The sequence below is a fragment of the Pseudomonas sp. efr-133-TYG-5 genome, from assembly GCF_030209175.1.
In the GTDB taxonomy this organism is placed as follows: domain Bacteria; phylum Pseudomonadota; class Gammaproteobacteria; order Pseudomonadales; family Pseudomonadaceae; genus Aquipseudomonas.
In genome coordinates, this window is sequence record NZ_JARVSM010000004.1 from 452,883 (window position 1) to 471,330 (window position 18,448).

The window sequence follows — 18,448 nt, forward strand, 5'->3', positions numbered from 1 at the left end:
CTGCGGGGCAGCGGGCATTGTACGAGCCGGTTCGGGTGTTGTCTTGTCGGCCGCTTTCGCGAGCAGGAGGCTCTGTGTTCACCGCTTTGATGTTCACTGGAGGCCGACCGTGGGAGCGAGCCTGCTCGCGAACCGTCGCCGGCGGCCATAAAAAAAACGCCGCTGGCTGAATCAGCCAACGGCGTTTTTTCCTGACGCTGCAATCCGCTTAGACGGTATGCAGGTACCAGTTGTACTCGAGGTCGGAGATGGAGTGTTCGAACTCCTCCAGCTCGCTCTCTTTGCAGGCGACGAAGATATCGATGTATTTCGGATCGATGTACTTGGCCATCACCTCGCTGTCGTCCAGCTCGCGCAGGGCATCGCGCAAGTTGTTCGGCAGGCTCTGTTCGTTCTGCTCATAGCTGTTGCCTTCGGTCGGAGGCGGCGGCTCGATCTTGTTGGTCAGGCCGTGGTGCACGCCCGCCAGGACCGACGCCATCAGCAGGTACGGGTTGGCGTCGGCGCCGGCCACGCGGTGTTCCAGACGCACCGCGTCGGCGGAGCCGGTCGGTACGCGCAGGGCCACGGTGCGGTTGTCCAGGCCCCAGCTCGGCGAGTTCGGTACATAGAACTGCGCGCCGAAACGCCGGTACGAGTTGACGTTCGGGCAGAGGAAAGCCATCTGCGCCGGCAGGGTCTCGAGCACACCGCCGATCGCGTGACGCAGCGCGGCGTTCTGCTCGGGATCCTCGCTGGCAAAAATGTTTTTGCCATCTTTGTCGAGCACCGAGATGTGGACGTGCAGACCGTTACCCGCCTGGCCTGGGTACGGCTTGGCCATGAAGGTGGTGTCCATTTCATGGTCGTAGGCGATGTTCTTGATCAGGCGCTTGAGCAGGACCGCGTAATCGCAGGCCTTGATCGGATCGGCGACGTGGTGCAGGTTCACTTCGAACTGCGCCGGGGCGCTTTCCTTGACGATGGCGTCGGCCGGAATGCCTTGCTCCTTCGCACCTTCGAGGATGTCCTGGAGGCAGTCGACGTATTCGTCGAGATCGTCGATCAGGTAGACCTGGGTCGAGTGCGGACGTTTGCCGGAGATTGGCGAGCGTGGCGGCTGTGGACGGCCGTTCACGTTTTCCTGGTCGATCAGGTAGAACTCGAGCTCGAACGCGGCGCAGATGGTCAAGCCCAGCTCGTCAAACTTTGCAACAACTTGACGGAGCACTTCGCGCGGGTCGGCGAAGAACGGGTCGCCTTCGAGTTCGTGCATGGTCATCAACAGTTGCGCGGTCGGGCGCTTCTGCCATGGCTCGTTGCACAGGGTATCGGGGATTGGATAGCAGATCCGGTCGGCGTCGCCGATGTCCAGACCCAGGCCGGTGCTTTCCACCGTGGAGCCATTGATATCCAGAGCAAATAGAGAGGCCGGCAGGTTGATGCCTTTCTCGTAAACCTTGTGGAGGCTGGTGCGTTCGATGCGCTTGCCGCGCACCACACCATTCATATCCGCAATCAGAAGGTCAACGTACAGAACCTCAGGATGTTCCTTAAGGAACGCGTTCGCTTCGTTAAGCTGAACGGCACGCGGGGGTACCGACATGATGCAACACCTTTGTTGTTAAAAATATCAATCATTTATCTTTTCTGGTTTCAGTCAACCCGAACGGCCTGCCGAAGTCAAGCGAGGCCTTTTTTGCCCTAAAAAAGCGCCGAGAGGGCATTTATGGGGCAGTTTGGGGCGTTTTTTTACCTGCGCAGCTGACGCTAACCGCAGGCTTGAGCAGGCCGTGTTGTATTTTTTACGGGGGTGTTGTGTAAAAAAATGAACAAGGCTAAGCTCCAATCATACCCATAACAGCAATAATACCGGGGTGCTTCATGTCTCGCCTGCCGATAATCGGCGTCACCGACTGCTCGCAACAGTCCGGTCTGCATGCTCAACACATCAGTGGCGACACGTCCGTTCGTTGTGCAGCCAGCAAGGCTCACCGCGTGCCGGGCCGATTCCGCTCAGCGGCCGGGCAGGGCGTAACGTCCGATATTCTGGACGCATGCAACGGCATCCCGTTTGCGTTTTCTCCTACCAATATAGATCTCTTTCAATTTCAAAGCCTGTGTCGCTCGCCGCGCCGTGCTCGTGATTCTGCACGCACGGCTGTCCGCATTGAAAGTGCACGGCAAATGCAACGCCAGCGTAAAGGGCAGGTAAGCTCTTCCTTCATTGTCTATGCGCGGTGCCAGGCGTAAGCCGGCACTGCGCGCAAGCAAGCCCCCTTTAACGCGACGCCCCGTGCGTCAAACATTGCCTGACACTGTCAGGAGACTCAGCCCAGAGGCATTTATGAGTAACAACCTCGACCAGCTCACCGATTGGTTGAAAGACCACAAGATCACAGAAGTCGAATGCATGATCGGCGACTTGACCGGCATCACCCGCGGCAAGATCTCGCCAACCAACAAGTTCATCGCCGAAAAGGGCATGCGTCTGCCAGAGAGCGTGCTGCTGCAGACCGTGACCGGCGACTACGTCGAAGACGACATCTATTACGAACTGCTCGACCCGGCCGACATCGACATGATCTGCCGCCCCGACCAGAACGCGGTATACCTGGTGCCGTGGGCCATCGAGCCGACCGCCCAGGTGATCCACGACACCTACGACAAACAGGGCAACCCGATCGAGCTGTCGCCGCGCAACGTGCTCAAGAAAGTCCTCAAGCTCTATGCGGACAAGGGCTGGCAGCCCATCGTGGCGCCGGAGATGGAGTTCTACCTGACCAAGCGCAGCGACGACCCCGACTATCCGCTGCAGCCGCCGATCGGCCGTTCCGGGCGCCCGGAAATCGGTCGCCAGTCGTTCTCCATTGAAGCGGCGAACGAATTCGATCCGCTGTTCGAAGACGTCTACGACTGGTGCGAACTGCAGGAGCTGGACCTCGACACGCTGATCCACGAGGACGGCACCGCGCAGATGGAGATCAACTTCCGTCACGGCGACGCGCTGTCCCTGGCCGACCAGATCCTGGTGTTCAAGCGCACCATGCGCGAGGCGGCGCTCAAGCACGACGTGGCCGCAACCTTCATGGCCAAGCCGATGACCGGCGAGCCGGGCAGTGCCATGCACCTGCACCAGAGCATCATCGACATCGAGACCGGCAAGAACGTCTTCTCCAATGAAGACGGGACCATGAGCCAGCTGTTCCTGCACCACATCGGTGGTTTGCAGAAACTGATTCCGGAATTGCTGCCGCTGTTCGCGCCGAACGTCAACTCGTTCCGCCGCTTCCTGCCGGACACCTCGGCACCGGTGAACGTCGAGTGGGGCGAAGAGAACCGCACCGTGGGCCTGCGCGTACCGGATGCCGGCCCGCAGAACCGTCGGGTGGAAAACCGCCTGCCGGGCGCCGACGCCAACCCGTACCTGGCGATTGCCGCGAGCCTGCTCTGCGGCTACATCGGCATGGTCGAGGGCATCAACCCGAGCGCGCCGGTGGTCGGTCGTGGCTACGAACGCCGCAACCTGCGCCTGCCGCTGACCATCGAGGATGCGCTGGAGCGCATGGAAAACAGCGCGACCATCGAGAAATACCTCGGCAAGACCTTCATCACCGGCTACGTCGCGGTCAAGCGGGCCGAGCATGAAAACTTCAAGCGCGTGATCAGTTCGTGGGAGCGCGAATACCTGCTGTTCGCCGTCTGATACGCCCGGCGCGGCCGTCACACGCCGCGCCTTCACCGATAACAAGGAGAATTGGCATGACCAGCAACAACCCGCAAACCCGTGAGTGGCAAGCCCTCAGCAGCGAGCACCACCTGGCCCCGTTCAGCGACTTCAAGCAGCTGAAAGAGAAAGGCCCGCGGATCATCACCAACGCCAAGGGCGTGTACCTCTGGGACAGCGAAGGCAACAAGATCCTCGACGGCATGGCCGGCCTGTGGTGCGTGGCGATCGGCTACGGTCGCGATGAACTGGCCGACGCCGCCGCCAAGCAGATGCGCGAACTGCCTTATTACAACCTGTTCTTCCAGACCGCCCACCCGCCGGCCCTGGAACTGGCCAAGGCCATCGCCGACGTGGCACCGGAGGGCATGAACCATGTGTTCTTCACCGGCTCGGGCTCCGAAGGCAACGACACCATGCTGCGCATGGTCCGCCATTACTGGGCGATCAAGGGCCAGCCGAACAAGAAAGTCATCATCAGCCGCAAGAACGGCTACCACGGTTCGACCGTGGCCGGCGCCAGCCTCGGTGGCATGACCTACATGCACGAGCAGGGCGACCTGCCGATCCCGGGCATCGTCCACATCGCCCAGCCGTACTGGTTCGCCGAGGGCGGCGACATGTCCCCGGAAGAATTCGGCATCTGGGCGGCCAATCAGCTCGAAGAGAAGATTCTCGAAGTCGGCGTCGACAACGTCGGTGCGTTCATTGCCGAGCCGATCCAGGGCGCCGGCGGCGTGATCATTCCGCCAGACAGCTACTGGCCGCGCATCAAGGAAATCCTCGCCAAGTACGACATCCTGTTTGTCGCCGACGAAGTGATCTGCGGTTTCGGCCGTACCGGCGAGTGGTTCGGCTCGGATTTCTACGACCTCAAACCCGACATGATGACCATCGCCAAGGGCCTGACCTCCGGCTACATCCCGATGGGTGGCCTGATCGTGCGTGACGACGTGGTGAAAGTGCTCAACGAGGGCGGCGACTTCAACCACGGCTTCACCTACTCCGGGCATCCGGTGGCAGCGGCGGTGGGCCTGGAAAACATCCGCATCCTGCGCGAAGAAAAAATTATCGAGAACGCGCACAACGAAACGGCACCGTATTTGCAAAAGCGTCTGCGCGAACTCAACGATCACCCGTTGGTGGGTGAAGTGCGCGGCGTCGGTCTGCTGGGGGCCATCGAGCTGGTGCAGGACAAGGCCACTCGCAAGCGCTACGAAGGCAAGGGCGTGGGCATGATCTGCCGGCAGTTCTGCTTCGACAACGGCCTGATCATGCGCGCCGTGGGCGACACCATGATCATTGCGCCGCCGCTGGTGATCAGCAAGGCAGAGATCGATGAGCTGGTGACCAAGGCACGCAAGTGCCTGGATCTGACCCTCAGTGCGTTGCAGGGCTAAGTGCTAGGCTCTGAGCGACGGCGCCGAGGCGCGGTCGCTCGCAGGCGTCAGAAAGGCGGGTCTTTCCTTGAAAGACCGCCTCGGATCTTGCCAGACTAGCCGCGGTTCCAGTTGTCCGGGTTCGGCCGCTGAACAAAGTGGTTCAAAAAAGAAAAATTTGGAGCATGACGCATGAAGGCATTAGGTAAAAAGCTTGCTGGCAAGACTCTTCTCGCCCTGTCCGTCGCGGGCATGATGGCGGGTGCGGTCCACGCGGACGACAAGGTGTTGCACGTCTACAACTGGTCCGACTACATCGCTCCGGACACCATCGCCAACTTCGAGAAAGAGTCGGGGATCAAGGTGGTCTACGACGTGTTCGACAGCAACGAAACCCTGGAAGCCAAGCTGCTGGCGGGCAAGTCCGGTTACGACGTGGTCGTGCCGTCGAACAACTTCCTGGCCAAGCAGATCAAGGCTGGCGTCTACCAGGAGCTGGACAAGTCCAAGCTGTCCAACTACGGCAACCTGAACAAATCGCTGCTCAAGGCGGTTTCGGTCAGCGACCCGGACAACAAGCACGCCTTCCCGTACATGTGGGGCTCGATCGGCATCGGCTACAACCCGGAGAAGGTCAAGGCTGCGCTGGGCGTCGATACCATCGATTCCTGGGACACACTGCTCAAGCCAGAGAACATCGCCAAGCTCAAGAGCTGCGGTGTGAGCTTCCTCGATTCGCCGACCGAAATGCTTCCGGTCGCGCTGCATTACCTGGGCCTGCCAACCGACAGCCAGAAGAAAGAAGACATCAAGAAAGCCGAGGAGCTGTTCCTCAAGATTCGTCCTTCGATCACCTACTTCCACTCGTCCAAGTACATCTCCGACCTGGCCAACGGCAACATCTGCGTAGCGGTGGGCTACTCGGGTGACGTGCAGCAGGCCAAGTCGCGTGCCGCCGAGGCCGGTGACAAGGTCAAGGTCAGCTACGCCATTCCGAAGGAAGGTGCTGGCAGCTTCTATGACATGGTCGCGATTCCGAAAGATGCGGAAAACATCGACGGCGCCTACAAGTTCATGAACTACCTGCTGCAACCGAAAGTGATGGCCGAGATCACTAACGCTGTGCGCTTCCCTAACGGTAACGCCGAAGCGACCCAGTACGTGAACAAGGACATCACCGCCGATCCAGGCATCTACCCGCCAGCTGACGTGCAGGCCAAGCTGTATGCGATCGCCGATCTGCCGGCTGCTACCCAGCGTGAGCTGACCCGCAGCTGGACCAAGATCAAATCCGGCAAATAAGCCGGTTTGACGCGACAACCGCTGGCCGTCATTCCCCGCGAGGGCGGCCAGCGGATCAATTAAATGACAGGAAGTTTTGCAGGAACGGTTTTTCGAGGGTAAGTTGCGCGCCGGTTTGGTTGCCGGACAGCCATGGCTGTCATGCAGCGCGGGGCAACTTGGGCCCAACTAATTTAGAGGACCTCCACTTGCCTATTTTTTCTTCTTTGCGCAATGCCCTGCTGGTCGCTGCCGGCCTGACGTTCGCTGTCGGTGCCCAAGCCGCCGGTACTGTGCATATTTATAACTGGTCCGATTACATCGGCGAGACCACCCTGGCCGACTTCCAGAAGGCCACCGGGATCAAGCCGGTGTATGACGTGTTCGACTCCAACGAAACCCTGGAAGGCAAGCTGCTGGCCGGGCGTACCGGCTACGACGTGGTGGTGCCGTCGAACCACTTCCTCGGCAAGCAGATCAAGGCCGGCGCCTTCCAGAAGCTCGACAAGGCGCAGCTGAGCAATTATTCCAACCTTGACCCGGTGCTGCTCAAGCGCCTGGAGCAGAACGATCCTGGCAACCTCTACGCCGTGCCATACCTGTGGGGCACCAACGGCATCGGCTACAACGTCGACAAGGTCAAGGCTGTGCTGGGCATCGACAAGATCGATTCCTGGAGCGTGCTGTTCGAACCGGAAAACATCAAGAAGCTGCACAGCTGCGGCGTGGCGTTCCTCGATTCGGCCGATGAAATGATGCCGACCGTGCTCAACTACATGGGCCTGAACGCCAACAGCACCGATCCCAAGGATTACGCCAAGGCCACGGACAAATTGCTAGCCGTGCGTCCCTACGTGACCTACTTCCATTCCTCGAAATACATCGGCGACCTGGCCAACGGCGACATCTGCGTGGCCATCGGTTTCTCCGGCGACATCTTCCAGGCCAAGCACCGTGCCGAGGAAGCCAAGAAAGGCGTGAACATCGCCTACTCGATCCCGAAAGAGGGCGGCGCGCTGTGGTTCGACATGCTGGCGATTCCGAAGGACTCGTCCAACGTCAAGGAAGCCCACGCCTTCATCAACTATTTGCTGAAACCTGAGGTGATCGCCCAGGTCAGTGATTACGTCGGTTACGCCAACCCCAACCCGGGTTCGGACAAGCTGATGGAGCAGTCCATTCGCACCGATGCAGCGGTTTACCCACCGCAGGCCGTCCTCGACAAGACCTACGTGTCGGTCGAGTTGCCACCGAACATTCAGCGTTTGATGACCCGCAGCTGGACCAAGGTCAAGTCGGGCAAGTAAGGCACACAGTATCCTGGGTTCGTCCGCATCGGGCGAACTGCACTCTTTATTTTCTGGGAGTTTCGTAAATGGCAGTTGCCTCCGGCGCCTATAAGAAAGCCCTCGAGGGCGACCAGACACCTAAGCAGGTGCTGGTCAAAATCGACCGGGTCACGAAGAAGTTCGACGAGACGATTGCCGTGGACGATGTGTCCCTGGAAATCAAGAAAGGCGAGATCTTCGCCCTGCTCGGCGGTTCGGGATCGGGCAAATCCACGCTGCTGCGGATGCTGGCAGGGTTCGAACGGCCCACGGAGGGGCGCATTTTCCTCGACGGCGTCGACATCACCGACATGCCGCCGTACGAGCGTCCGATCAACATGATGTTCCAGTCGTACGCCTTGTTCCCGCACATGACCGTGGCGCAGAACATCGCCTTCGGCCTCAAGCAGGACAAGATCCCCAACGCCGAGATCGATGCGCGCGTGGCCGAGATGCTCAAGCTGGTGCAGATGAGCCAGTACGCCAAGCGCAAGCCGCATCAACTGTCTGGCGGTCAGCGCCAGCGTGTGGCCCTGGCGCGTTCGCTGGCCAAGCGGCCGAAGCTGCTGCTGCTCGACGAACCGATGGGTGCCCTCGACAAGAAACTGCGTTCGCAGATGCAGCTGGAGCTGGTGGAGATCATCGAGCGCGTCGGCGTGACCTGCGTGATGGTGACCCACGACCAGGAAGAGGCCATGACCATGGCCGAGCGCATCGCGATCATGCACCTGGGCTGGATCGCCCAGATCGGCAGTCCGATCGACATCTACGAAACCCCGACCAGTCGCCTGGTCTGCGAATTCATCGGTAACGTGAACATCTTCGAAGGCGAAGTGATCGACGACGCCGAAGGCCACGCGACCATCACCTGCAAGGACCTCGACCGGCAGATCTACGTCGGCCACGGCATCAGCACCTCGGTGCAGGACAAGTCCGTGACCTACGCGATCCGTCCGGAGAAGCTGCTGGTCACCGCCGACCAGCCGACCTGCGAATACAACTGGTCGAGCGGCAAGGTGCATGACATCGCCTACCTCGGCGGGCACTCGGTGTTCTACGTCGAATTGCCGAGCGGCAAACTGGTGCAGTCGTTCGTCGCCAACGCCGAACGCCGTGGCGCCCGCCCGACCTGGGGCGATCAGGTCTACGTGTGGTGGGAAGACGACAGCGGCGTGGTGCTTCGCTCATGAACATGCGCAAATTCAAACGCCGCCTCAATCGAATAATTCCCGGTGGCCGCCAACTGGTCATCGGGGTTCCGTTCATCTGGCTGTTCCTGTTCTTCATGCTGCCGTTCTTCATCGTCCTGAAGATCAGCTTCGCCGAAGCGGACGTGGCCATCCCGCCGTACACCGAGATCTACACCTACGCCGAGCAGAAGCTGCAGCTGCTGCTGAACCTGGGCAACTACGCGATGCTCGGCGACGACGAGTTGTACATCGCCGCGTACCTCGGCTCGCTGAAGATGGCGTTCTTCAGCACGATCCTCTGCCTGCTGATCGGCTACCCGATGGCCTACGCCATTGCCAGCGCCCGTAAAGAGCTGCAGACGGTGCTGGTGCTGCTGATCATGATGCCGACCTGGACCGCGATCCTGATCCGCGTGTATGCGTGGATGGGCATTCTCAGCAACAACGGCCTGCTCAACGGTTTCCTGATGAGCATGGGCCTGATCGACGAGCCGCTGCAGATCCTCAACACCAACCTGGCGGTGTATATCGGCGTGGTCTATTCGTACCTGCCGTTCATGATCCTGCCGTTGTACGCCAACCTGGTGAAGCACGATACCAGCCTGCTGGAAGCCGCGTCCGACCTGGGCTCGAGCACCTTCAACAGCTTCTGGAAAATCACCGTGCCGCTGTCGAAGAACGGCATCATCGCCGGCTGCATGCTGGTGTTCATCCCGGTGGTGGGCGAGTTCGTGATTCCGGAGCTGCTCGGCGGTCCGGAGACCCTGATGATCGGTAAAGTGCTCTGGCAGGAGTTCTTCAACAACCGCGACTGGCCGGTGGCGTCCGCCCTGGCAGTGGTGATGCTGGCGATCCTGATTGTGCCGATCATTCTGTTCAACCGCAGTCAGGCCAAGGAAATGGAGGGTAAAGAATGAAGCGCTTCCGTTTCTCCAGCCTGATGCTGGTGCTCGGCCTGTTGTTCATCTACCTGCCGATGCTGATCCTGGTGATCTACTCGTTCAACGCCTCGAAACTGGTGACGGTATGGGGCGGCTGGTCGATCAAGTGGTATGTCGGCCTGCTCGACAACACGCAACTGATGGGCTCGGTGGTGCGCTCGCTGGAAATCGCCTGCTACACCGCCATCGCGGCGGTGGCGCTGGGCACGCTGGCGGCGTTCGTGCTGACGCGGATCACCCGCTTCAAGGGCCGTACGCTGTTCGGCGGCCTGGTGACGGCACCGCTGGTGATGCCGGAAGTGATCACCGGTCTGTCGCTGTTGCTGCTGTTCGTGGCCATGGCGCAGATGATCGGCTGGCCGCAGGAGCGTGGCATTGTCACCATCTGGATCGCCCACACGACGTTCTGTGCGGCCTACGTGGCGGTGGTGGTGTCGGCGCGTCTGCGTGAGCTGGACCTGTCGATCGAAGAGGCGGCCATGGACCTGGGTGCGCGGCCGTGGAAGGTGTTCTTCCTGATCACCATCCCGATGATCGCGCCATCGCTGGCGGCGGGCGGCATGATGTCGTTCGCCCTGTCGCTGGATGACCTGGTGCTGGCCAGCTTCGTTTCCGGGCCGGGTTCGACGACCCTGCCGATGGAAGTATTCTCGGCGGTGCGCCTGGGCGTGAAGCCGGAGATCAACGCGGTGGCCAGCCTGATTCTGCTGGCGGTGTCGCTGGTGACCTTCATGGTCTGGTTCTTCAGCCGCCGTGCCGAAGAAGCGCGCAAGAAAGCCATCCAGCAAGCCATCGAAGAAAGCGCTGCCGACTCGTGGAAGCAACCGGACGTGCGTCGCGCACCGGCGCCGGAAGCGGCTTAAGCCAGTGGGTTGATCACAACTCTGTGATCAACCCCAATCCAAACTGTGGGAGCGAGCCTGCTCCCACAGTTGGTTTCAGGCCGACCAGGGAGACTTGCGGATGACCTCGACGAAGTTCATCGGCTTGAACCCCGGCTCCTGATCCTTCAGTACATCAGTCTTCACATTGCCAAACGTCGTCTGCGGACGATGGCGCAAGCCGTCGGCAAACGCGCAGATGATGCATTCCTTGAAGCCATCTCCGCGTGGATGCGCATGCACCACCGCCTCGCGCTGCACGCTGCTGAACGCCGCGTAGTCCATGCCCAGCACGTCCATCTCGACACCTGCGGTCACCAGCGCCACGGTCGGCCGCAGATGCTTCGGCACCCCCGGTGTGGTGTGCAGGGCGATCGACAGCCAGACCTGTTCGATGTCGTCGTCACTCAAGCCGTACGGCTTGAGAAACGCCGCTGCTGCGTTGGCGCCGTCGACTTCGAAACGCTCGTCATCGCTGCGATGCCCTTCGACCAGGCCGAGGTCATGGAACATCGCGCCGACGTACAGCAGCTCCGGATCGTAGGCCAGTTGCTGGCGCTCGCCGCTCAAGGCACCGAACAGAAACACCCGCCGCGAGTGGTGGTAGAGCAGGTCGGATTCGATGTCGCGGATGTACTCGGTGGTGGCCCGGGCGAGGGCGCTGTCGGGGATCTGTATACCGGCGATGGTCGTGGTCATGTTGTGCTTCCTCGTCGAAAACGCCGTCGCGGCGCTGATGGGGAAAGTCTGTTCCCGGGGGCAAAACCGGACAATCGATCCATGGCTGCGATCCTTGCCATTGCACCTGCAAATCGTGCCAGCTCGCTTCTGCGGCGAGGATTGGCTAGGGTTGGCGCTGATCCGCCATTCCCCTGGAGCCGAGATTGCCATGAACAGAACCGTCGCCATCGTGGTGTTCCCCGGTGTGCAGGCACTGGACGTCAGCGGGCCGATGGATGTGTTCGCCGAGGCCAATCGCTTCCTGCCACCCGAGGCGCACTATCGGCTGGAAGTGATCGGGGTCGAGCAGGGGCCGATGGCCTGCTCCAACGGCTTGCACCTCAGCGCTCACCGACACTTCAGCGCAGCGCTGGAGGCCTATGACTTGCTGCTGGTGGCCGGTGGGCCGCAGTTGCCGTTCCTCGATTTCGGCAGCGTGTTCGGCGCCTGGCTGCGCGAGGCGTGTGCGCGGGCGCGACGCTTCGGGTCGATCTGCAATGGTGCGTTCATGTTGGCCAGGGCAGGGTTGCTCGACGGGCGCACCGTCACCACCCACTGGAACGACGCCGAGGCGCTGGCGCAGTTATGCCCGTCGACGCAGGTCGAGGCCGATCGCCTGTATGTCGAGGACGGCACGCTCTACACCTCGGCGGGGGTGACGGCGGGGATCGATCTGTCGCTGTACCTGCTGGCTCGCGATCACGGCGCCGACGTGGCGCTGAGCGTGGCCAAGCGCCTGGTGGTATTCACCCAGCGTTCGGGCGGGCAGTCGCAATTCAGTCCGTTCCTCACGCCCCACGCCGAACCGACGTCGGCGGTGGCGAGGGTGCAGCTGTATGTGCTGGCCAATCTCACCGGCGACCTGAGCATTGCCGACCTGGCGAATGCCGCCAACATGAGCGCGCGGAATTTTTCCCGGGTATTTGCCCGTGAGGCCAAAGTCACCCCGGCCGAGTTCGTCGAGCGGGCGCGGGTGGATGCGGCGCGGGTGATGCTGGAAAGGACCACGGCGCCGTTGAAGACCGTGGCCTATCAGTGCGGTTTTCGTGATGCCCAGCATATGCGCAGCGTGTTCAACCGTCGGTTGGGGGTGACGCCGCAGCAGTTCCGGCTGAATTTTGCCTTGATGCTCTGAGCCCTTGCTGTCCTTAAGGGCCCTTTCGCTGGCAAGCCAGCTCCCACAGGTTCTCTGCTGGTCTCATGATTTGTGAGCGAGACAAAAACCTGTGGGAGCTGCGGTGCGACGATTCGACTGGCCAGCCATGGGGCCAGCCCAGCCAGCACAAATCTATTGTGCAGCCCTTGCCGGCAACAGCTTCAAGGTGCTGCGGGTGTTGGCCGTCACCTCTTCCTCGCTGAAATGCGCCTGCACATACAGGCCGTCCACATACGCTTCGGCCTGATCGTCGTAGTGGCTGTCGAATGGCACGCCGCTCTGGCCGACCGGGTTGATCGTCAGGCTGTGGGCCGGGTCGGCGAAGTCCACCAGTCGCCGGGTGGAGGGGCCGTACGTGACGGGCCACGGCGCCGGGCCGATTTTCGCCGAGAGGTTGTTGGGCACCTCATGGGAGCCGGGTGCGGCAAACGGGCCGACGTTGAAGAGGCGGTCCAGCGGCTTCTGCTGGCCCAGCGGATGGCCGTGGGTCAGGGTGTGGGCCTTGCCCCACTGCCACGCGGAGACATCGTCGCCGAGGGTCAGCTTCAGATGCTGGATGCTGGCCTGCCACGCCGCGCGCACGGTGTCGGCGCGGGTTTCCTTGGCCGGCGTGTTGCGGTTGTCCCACCACGGTGACTGCGCGTCCGCCGCCAGCCTTGGCAGCGCGGCATCGATCACCCGCGTCGACAACAGCGTCTCGAAGAAATCATTGCCCAGCTCATCGCGCATCGCCGCATCCGCCAGATCGAAGAGGAACTGGTTGAACACGGTCGCGCTGACCGAATCCAGCGGGTAATCCCCCGGCCACTGCGCCATCTGCTCGAGCAGCTTCAGTTGCGCCGGGTCGCTGACCACCTCGCGCAACACCGGCAGCAATGGCGCCAGCAGGCGCGGGCCATACGCCGTGGTCGTGCCCAGTTGCAGCGCCTGGTTGGCTTCGTTGCTCCACTTCACATTCTTCTCGGCCAGCTGACGATTGAGCTGCTGGCCGCGGTCGGCGAGGTTGTAGTAGCCGGGAATCTCCATGCCGGTCGGCGACACGGGCTGGAAGTTGGCCGAGACGATATAACCCCGCGCCGGGTTCTCTTCCTGCGGGTTGGCGCTGAACGGGTAGTAGCCGTCCTTGTCCGCCTGCGTACCGCTGCCGTCGAGAATGAAGCCCGGCCTGACCCCCGCCGGACGCTTGGGCAGCAGGGCCGAGGCCCACCAGGCGATATCGCCCTTGGCATTGGCATAGACGATGTTCAGCCCGGGGGCCTGCACCTTGGCCGCGGCCGCGCGGGCCTTGGCCAGGGTGTCGGCGCGGTTGAGCTGATAGAAGCCGTCGAGGATCGGGTTGGGCGTTTCGAGGAACGCCCACCACATGGCAATCGGGGTCTTGCCGGCGGCGCTGCCGAGGGCGTCGTTGACGATCGGGCCGTGGGGCGACTGGCGCAGGGTCAGCGTCACCGGTGCCTGGCCTTTCACGGCGATCTGCTGCTCGCTGGTCACCAGGTCGGTCCACTGGCCGTGATACCAGACCTGGTTCGGGTTGTCCGGGTTGACCTTCTCGGCGATCAGGTCGAGGTCATCGTTCTGGAACATGGTCAGGCTCCAGCCGAAGTCCAGGTTGTGCCCGAGGAACGCGAACGGCACCAGCGCCTGATGATGGCCGTACAGCTCGAAGCCCGGCGCCGACAGCTGCGCCTCGTACCACACCGCCGGCACCGAGAAACGAATGTGCGGGTCACCGGCCAGCAGCGGCTTGCCACTCTGGCTGCGGCTGCCGGCGATGACCCAGGCGTTGCTGCCTTCGAACTGCGGCAGGCCGTTGTCGATCAGCGCCTGCTCGCTGAGGCGGGCGAGGGCGGTCAGATCCTGCCAGTCACGGGCGGCGAGGGCGGGCGCCGGTTTGCCGTGCCCCTTGGCGAGCACGCCCTGGGGCTGCCAGTCGAGGTCGAAGACATTCAGGTAATCGGCGCCGAGTTGATCGCGCACGTAGGTCAGCAGCGGCTCGGTGCGAAACGCGGCGGCGAAGCTGTAGGCCATGTAACCGGCGACGCTGATGCTGTCCTCGGCGGTGAACGGCCGCTTGGGGATGCCCAGCACGTCGAACTCGATCGGTGCGGCGTGGCTGTCCTGATACTGGTTGATGCCGTCCAGATAGGCTTGCAGGGCCTTCCACGCCGGTGACTGCCTGTCGAGACTGGCGACGTACGTGGCGGCGCGCTCGCGGATGCGCAGGCTGCGGAACAGTTTGTCGGTGTCGAGCAGTTTCGGCCCGAGCACTTCGGCCAGCTCGCCGCGCGCCAGGCGGCGCATGGCTTCCATCTGGAACAGCCGGTCCTGGGCGTGCACGTAGCCGAGGGCGCGGTACAGGTCGGTTTCATTTTCGGCGCGGATGTGCGGCACGCCGCGCTCGTCATAGCGCACCGTCACCGAACCCTGCAGGTTGCGCAGCTCCACCTGGCCCTGACGCGTCGGCTGCTTGCTGTACACATACCAGCCGCCGGCGGCGAGCAGGGCAACGACAAGCAAGGCAAGAACGGTGCAGACGCGTTTCATGGAGACTCCTTGTACATGCGGGGTGGCCGCCCATGCGGGCTGTCACAATTAGCACAGACCTGGCGTGCCGCGCATCGCCGTCCTTGAAATGTCCGGAATGCCTTACGGCGCCTCCACCGGCCACGGGCAATAGCAACCGACCGCCAGCGTGTGCGTGGCGTTGACCGGACGATCATCCGTCAAGGCGTTGAGGATCGGTTCGATGAAACTGTTGTTGGAGTTGCAGGTGAGCCCTTCGCTGTACGGGCCGAAGTAGGCCAGGCGGCCGCTGCGGTCCCAGATCGCCACGGCGGGGCTGGCGGGGATCTGTTCGGAGCCGGGCAATACGCTGAGGGTTTTCAGGCTGCCGAGGGTGGCGGGCAACTGGCCGTGGCTGCCGGCCTTCTGCACGGCAAAGAATTCCACGCCGCGCGGGCCGAACTGTTCGACCATTTCGCTCAGGTGCTGTTGATTGCCGACATTGCATGGGCAGGCCGGATCCCAGAAGTGCACCAGGCGGATATTGCCGGGACCGGCCAGCTCATCCGGCAAGTGCAGCGGATCGCCGGAAAACACCGCGGTGTGTTCGCTGAACGCCCGCAGATAGCGCCCCTGAAACCAGTCGTACGCCGCCCACAGCACCCCGGCGCACACGAGCGCGAGCAGGCTGGCAAACAGTGCGGTGCGGTAGGGCGAACGCATGGTTTTCGATCCTCGGAGGGCGGTTAGCTTGCCATGCTTGTCTCTACAGATGAATATCGCAGGCCGATAAAGTCTGTTTACCGCTCTGGAATTGCCTCATGCCTGCCACTTTCGACCCCGATCATCTGCGCGCCAGTCTCAAGCCTCTGGCCGAGTGGCAGCCGCTGTCGGAGGAGGCGAAGGCCTATCAGCGCTTCTACCAGACCGATTTTCCCGGGCGTGACATGTGGCGTGGCATGGGCCGCTTCGACGTCGATGGCTATGAACTGGTCAGCCATTGCTGGTGGCCGGAGAAGGTCAAGGCCACGTTGTTTCTGCTGCATGGTTTCTACGATCACACCGGCCTCTATCGGCATGTGATCGAGTGGGCCCTGGACCAGGGCTTCGCGGTAATCGCCTGCGACCTGCCGGGGCATGGCCTGTCGAGCGGGGCGCGGGCGAGCATTCGCGATTTTGCCGAGTACCAGGACACCTTGCAGGCGCTGTTCGCCGAAGCGCGCTCGATCGCCCTGCCGCAGCCGTGGCACCTGTGCGGGCAAAGCACCGGTGGTGCCATCGTGGTCGATCATGTGCTCAACCATGGCGAGCAGAGTCCGGCGCAAGGCCAGTTGATCCTGATGGCACCGCTGGTGCGGCCGCGCGCCTGGGGCTGGTCGCAACTGAGCTATTACTTGCTCAGACCCTTCGTCAAAGGCATCGCCCGGCGTTTCAGCGAGAACTCCAATGACCCGGATTTCCTGCCATTCCTGCAGGCCGATCCGCTGCAGCCGCTGCGCTTGCCGACGGCGTGGGTGGGGGCGTTGTCGCGCTGGATCATTCGCGTCGAGCACGCGAAAAAAAGTCCGCGACGGCCGCTGATTATTCAGGGGCAGGCGGACATGACGGTCGACTGGCAGCACAATCTGCAGGTGTTGAAGTGGAAGTTCGACCGGCCGCAGATCCTGTTGCTGCCGGAGGCGCGGCATCATCTGGCGAATGAGACGCTGGAGATGCGCGAGGAGTATTTCGAGTTCTTGAGCAAGCGCATCAGGGGGCGGAATCTCTAGCGTTCGTGGCGGCTTCTTCGCGAGCAGGCTCGCTCCCACGAACTGCGATCACCTGTAGGAGCGAGCCTGCTCGCGAAGGCGGCCGTTCAGGCGATAGACATTACTGGCCAAGGTTCGAAGAGCTTTGTCCCACCGCCAGCCCCGCGCGAATCGCCGCCAGCGCTGCCTGGTAATAAGCCTTGCCTTCGGTGGACTCGGCGAAGGTGGCGAACTCTTCCAGCTCTTCGTCCGAGAGATCGCGGTAGACATAGAGCAGCGTGTTGTTCAGATCGGCGCCGATCTGCTCCATCAGGCGCTGGCGCTGACCGTTGAGCATGCCTTGCGCCTGGCCGCCGCCGAGCAGGCCGGGAATCATCGAACTGAGGCTGTCCGCCGCCACGCCGGCAATCGCCAGGCTGACTTCGGCGCCGGCCTCGCGCGCGGGCAGCGCCTGGGCGAGGTGGCCGATGATCAGCAGGCGGCTGTCGCTGGCCGGCATCTTCGGCAGGCCCTTGGCATTCTTCGCCAGTTGATCGCGGCGGGTGGCCAGCAACTCGGCGGCGACGATTTTCCTGCCCAGGGGCGACTGGAAGAACGCCAGCGCCGGTTTCGGGTCGTTGAGGTTCTGGCGCAGTTGCGCTTCGGCGCGTTGATCCATCGCCTGCGGGGCAAAGCGCTGGTTGCTGTTGTTCACCAGCGCCTGGAACACCGCCGGCGGCAGGCTGTTCTGGTAGCGCTGCTGGGCGGCGCTCAGGGCGTCATTGAAATGCGCACGTTGATCTGGCCAGCCGGCAACCTTGTACAGCTGATCGTGGCCGTCCGCCCAGGCGGGCAAAACACAGAGCATCAACAGTGAAAAAAGCAAACGGCGCATAGGGACTCCTGTCAGCAGCGGACTATTCTCCGTGCGGTGCCGGGACTTGTCGAGAATTCGTGGCAAGCCGCTGCATGGCTCTGTCGGATTTCTTGCCGCAGGCATACTATGCGCGCCATGCAAATATCCTCTGAACACCCGCTGCTGTTACGTATCGTCGACGACCTGGCCGAGCGTGGCTGGTCGCAGCAGAACATTTTCCTGCCTGCGGATCTGACCCGCGCGCTGGCGGCCGAGTGCCGTAAACGTGCCGCCGAGGGCGAACTGGCGCCGGCGGCGGTCGGGCGCGGGCCGTTTTCGGAGATTCGCGAGGGGATTCGCGGCGACCACATCCAGTGGATCGAGCCGGGCGAAGCCGAGTCGAGCGACCGCTACCTGGGCCTGATGGACAGCCTGCGCGAGGCACTCAACCGCGGGCTGTTTCTCGGCCTGGAAGACTTCGAATGCCATTTCGCCCTGTACCCGCCGGGCGCGTTCTACCGCAAGCACGTCGACCGCTTCCGCGATGACGACCGGCGCATGGTGTCGGCGGTGATCTACCTCAACGATGCCTGGCTGCCGGAGGATGGCGGCCAGTTGCGCATGTACCTCGACGACGACCGCGCCTACGACGTGCAGCCGACCGGCGGCTGTCTGGTGGTGTTTCTCTCCGGTGAAGTGCCACATGAAGTGCTGCCGGCGAACCGCGAACGCCTGTCGTTGACTGGCTGGTTCCGCCGCCGTGGCAACGAGCCTTTCTGAG

The 18,448-nt window shown here is 62.3% G+C and carries 15 protein-coding genes; 10 read left to right on the top strand and 5 right to left on the bottom strand.

Annotated elements, in window-relative coordinates; all coding sequences use genetic code 11:
- Nucleotides 1-208 precede the first annotated feature (208 nt).
- Nucleotides 209-1,585, bottom strand: coding sequence for a glutamine synthetase family protein (locus QRN70_RS16895; protein ID WP_285419095.1), 1,377 nt, complete (start codon nt 1,583-1,585; stop codon nt 209-211).
- Between the two features lie 741 nt (nt 1,586-2,326).
- On the opposite strand from QRN70_RS16895, the gene QRN70_RS16900 reads away from it, so the two are divergent.
- The 7 genes from QRN70_RS16900 (at nt 2,327) to QRN70_RS16930 (ending at nt 10,688) form a co-directional block, all read left to right on the top strand.
- Nucleotides 2,327-3,685, top strand: a complete 1,359-nt coding sequence (locus QRN70_RS16900) for a glutamine synthetase family protein (RefSeq protein ID WP_285419096.1) — start codon at nt 2,327-2,329, stop codon at nt 3,683-3,685.
- Nucleotides 3,686-3,741: 56 nt separating this feature from the next.
- A complete protein-coding gene (locus QRN70_RS16905; protein WP_285419097.1) occupies nt 3,742-5,106 on the top strand; it encodes an aspartate aminotransferase family protein in 1,365 nt (454 codons plus the stop codon).
- Nucleotides 5,107-5,277: 171 nt separating this feature from the next.
- Nucleotides 5,278-6,387: a polyamine ABC transporter substrate-binding protein gene (locus QRN70_RS16910; RefSeq protein WP_027610515.1), complete on the top strand. Its 1,110-nt coding sequence runs from the start codon at nt 5,278-5,280 to the stop codon at nt 6,385-6,387.
- Between the two features lie 188 nt (nt 6,388-6,575).
- Complete coding sequence (locus QRN70_RS16915; protein WP_285419098.1) at nt 6,576-7,673, top strand: polyamine ABC transporter substrate-binding protein; 1,098 nt, start codon at nt 6,576-6,578, stop codon at nt 7,671-7,673.
- Nucleotides 7,674-7,741: 68 nt separating this feature from the next.
- Nucleotides 7,742-8,884 carry an ABC transporter ATP-binding protein gene (locus QRN70_RS16920; protein WP_095137597.1) on the top strand — a complete coding sequence of 381 codons (1,143 nt, stop codon included), beginning with the start codon at nt 7,742-7,744 and terminating at the stop codon, nt 8,882-8,884.
- Nucleotides 8,885-8,919: 35 nt separating this feature from the next.
- Nucleotides 8,920-9,801, top strand: a complete 882-nt coding sequence (locus QRN70_RS16925; protein WP_285419368.1) for an ABC transporter permease subunit — start codon at nt 8,920-8,922, stop codon at nt 9,799-9,801.
- On the top strand, nt 9,798-10,688 hold the full coding sequence (locus QRN70_RS16930) for an ABC transporter permease subunit (RefSeq protein ID WP_285419099.1): 891 nt from the start codon (nt 9,798-9,800) through the stop codon (nt 10,686-10,688). Before QRN70_RS16925 ends, QRN70_RS16930 begins: the two co-directional genes overlap by 4 nt.
- Before the next feature lie 75 nt (nt 10,689-10,763).
- Here QRN70_RS16930 and QRN70_RS16935 read toward each other — a convergent pair whose 3' ends face one another.
- Nucleotides 10,764-11,405 carry an HD domain-containing protein gene (locus QRN70_RS16935; RefSeq protein ID WP_285419100.1) on the bottom strand — a complete coding sequence of 214 codons (642 nt, stop codon included), beginning with the start codon at nt 11,403-11,405 and terminating at the stop codon, nt 10,764-10,766.
- Between the two features lie 190 nt (nt 11,406-11,595).
- On the opposite strand from QRN70_RS16935, the gene QRN70_RS16940 reads away from it, so the two are divergent.
- On the top strand, nt 11,596-12,561 hold the full coding sequence (locus tag QRN70_RS16940; protein WP_285419101.1) for a GlxA family transcriptional regulator: 966 nt from the start codon (nt 11,596-11,598) through the stop codon (nt 12,559-12,561).
- Nucleotides 12,562-12,714: 153 nt separating this feature from the next.
- Here the strand turns inward: QRN70_RS16940 and QRN70_RS16945 are convergent, their stop codons facing one another.
- On the bottom strand, nt 12,715-15,126 hold the full coding sequence (locus QRN70_RS16945) for a penicillin acylase family protein (protein ID WP_285419102.1): 2,412 nt from the start codon (nt 15,124-15,126) through the stop codon (nt 12,715-12,717).
- 102 nt (nt 15,127-15,228) lie between these two features.
- Complete coding sequence (locus QRN70_RS16950) at nt 15,229-15,807, bottom strand: DUF6436 domain-containing protein (RefSeq protein ID WP_285419103.1); 579 nt, start codon at nt 15,805-15,807, stop codon at nt 15,229-15,231.
- Between the two features lie 98 nt (nt 15,808-15,905).
- Here QRN70_RS16950 and bipL point away from each other — a divergent pair, with 98 nt between their 5' ends.
- Nucleotides 15,906-16,853 carry a phospholipase BipL gene (bipL, locus tag QRN70_RS16955; protein ID WP_285419104.1) on the top strand — a complete coding sequence of 316 codons (948 nt, stop codon included), beginning with the start codon at nt 15,906-15,908 and terminating at the stop codon, nt 16,851-16,853.
- A 100-nt stretch (nt 16,854-16,953) separates the two neighbouring features.
- Here bipL and QRN70_RS16960 read toward each other — a convergent pair whose 3' ends face one another.
- Nucleotides 16,954-17,706, bottom strand: a complete 753-nt coding sequence (locus QRN70_RS16960) for a DUF2059 domain-containing protein (RefSeq protein WP_285419105.1) — start codon at nt 17,704-17,706, stop codon at nt 16,954-16,956.
- Between the two features lie 108 nt (nt 17,707-17,814).
- Between QRN70_RS16960 and QRN70_RS16965 the strand changes: the two genes are divergently transcribed.
- Nucleotides 17,815-18,447, top strand: a complete 633-nt coding sequence (locus QRN70_RS16965; protein ID WP_285419106.1) for a 2OG-Fe(II) oxygenase — start codon at nt 17,815-17,817, stop codon at nt 18,445-18,447.
- Nucleotide 18,448 lies beyond the last annotated feature (1 nt).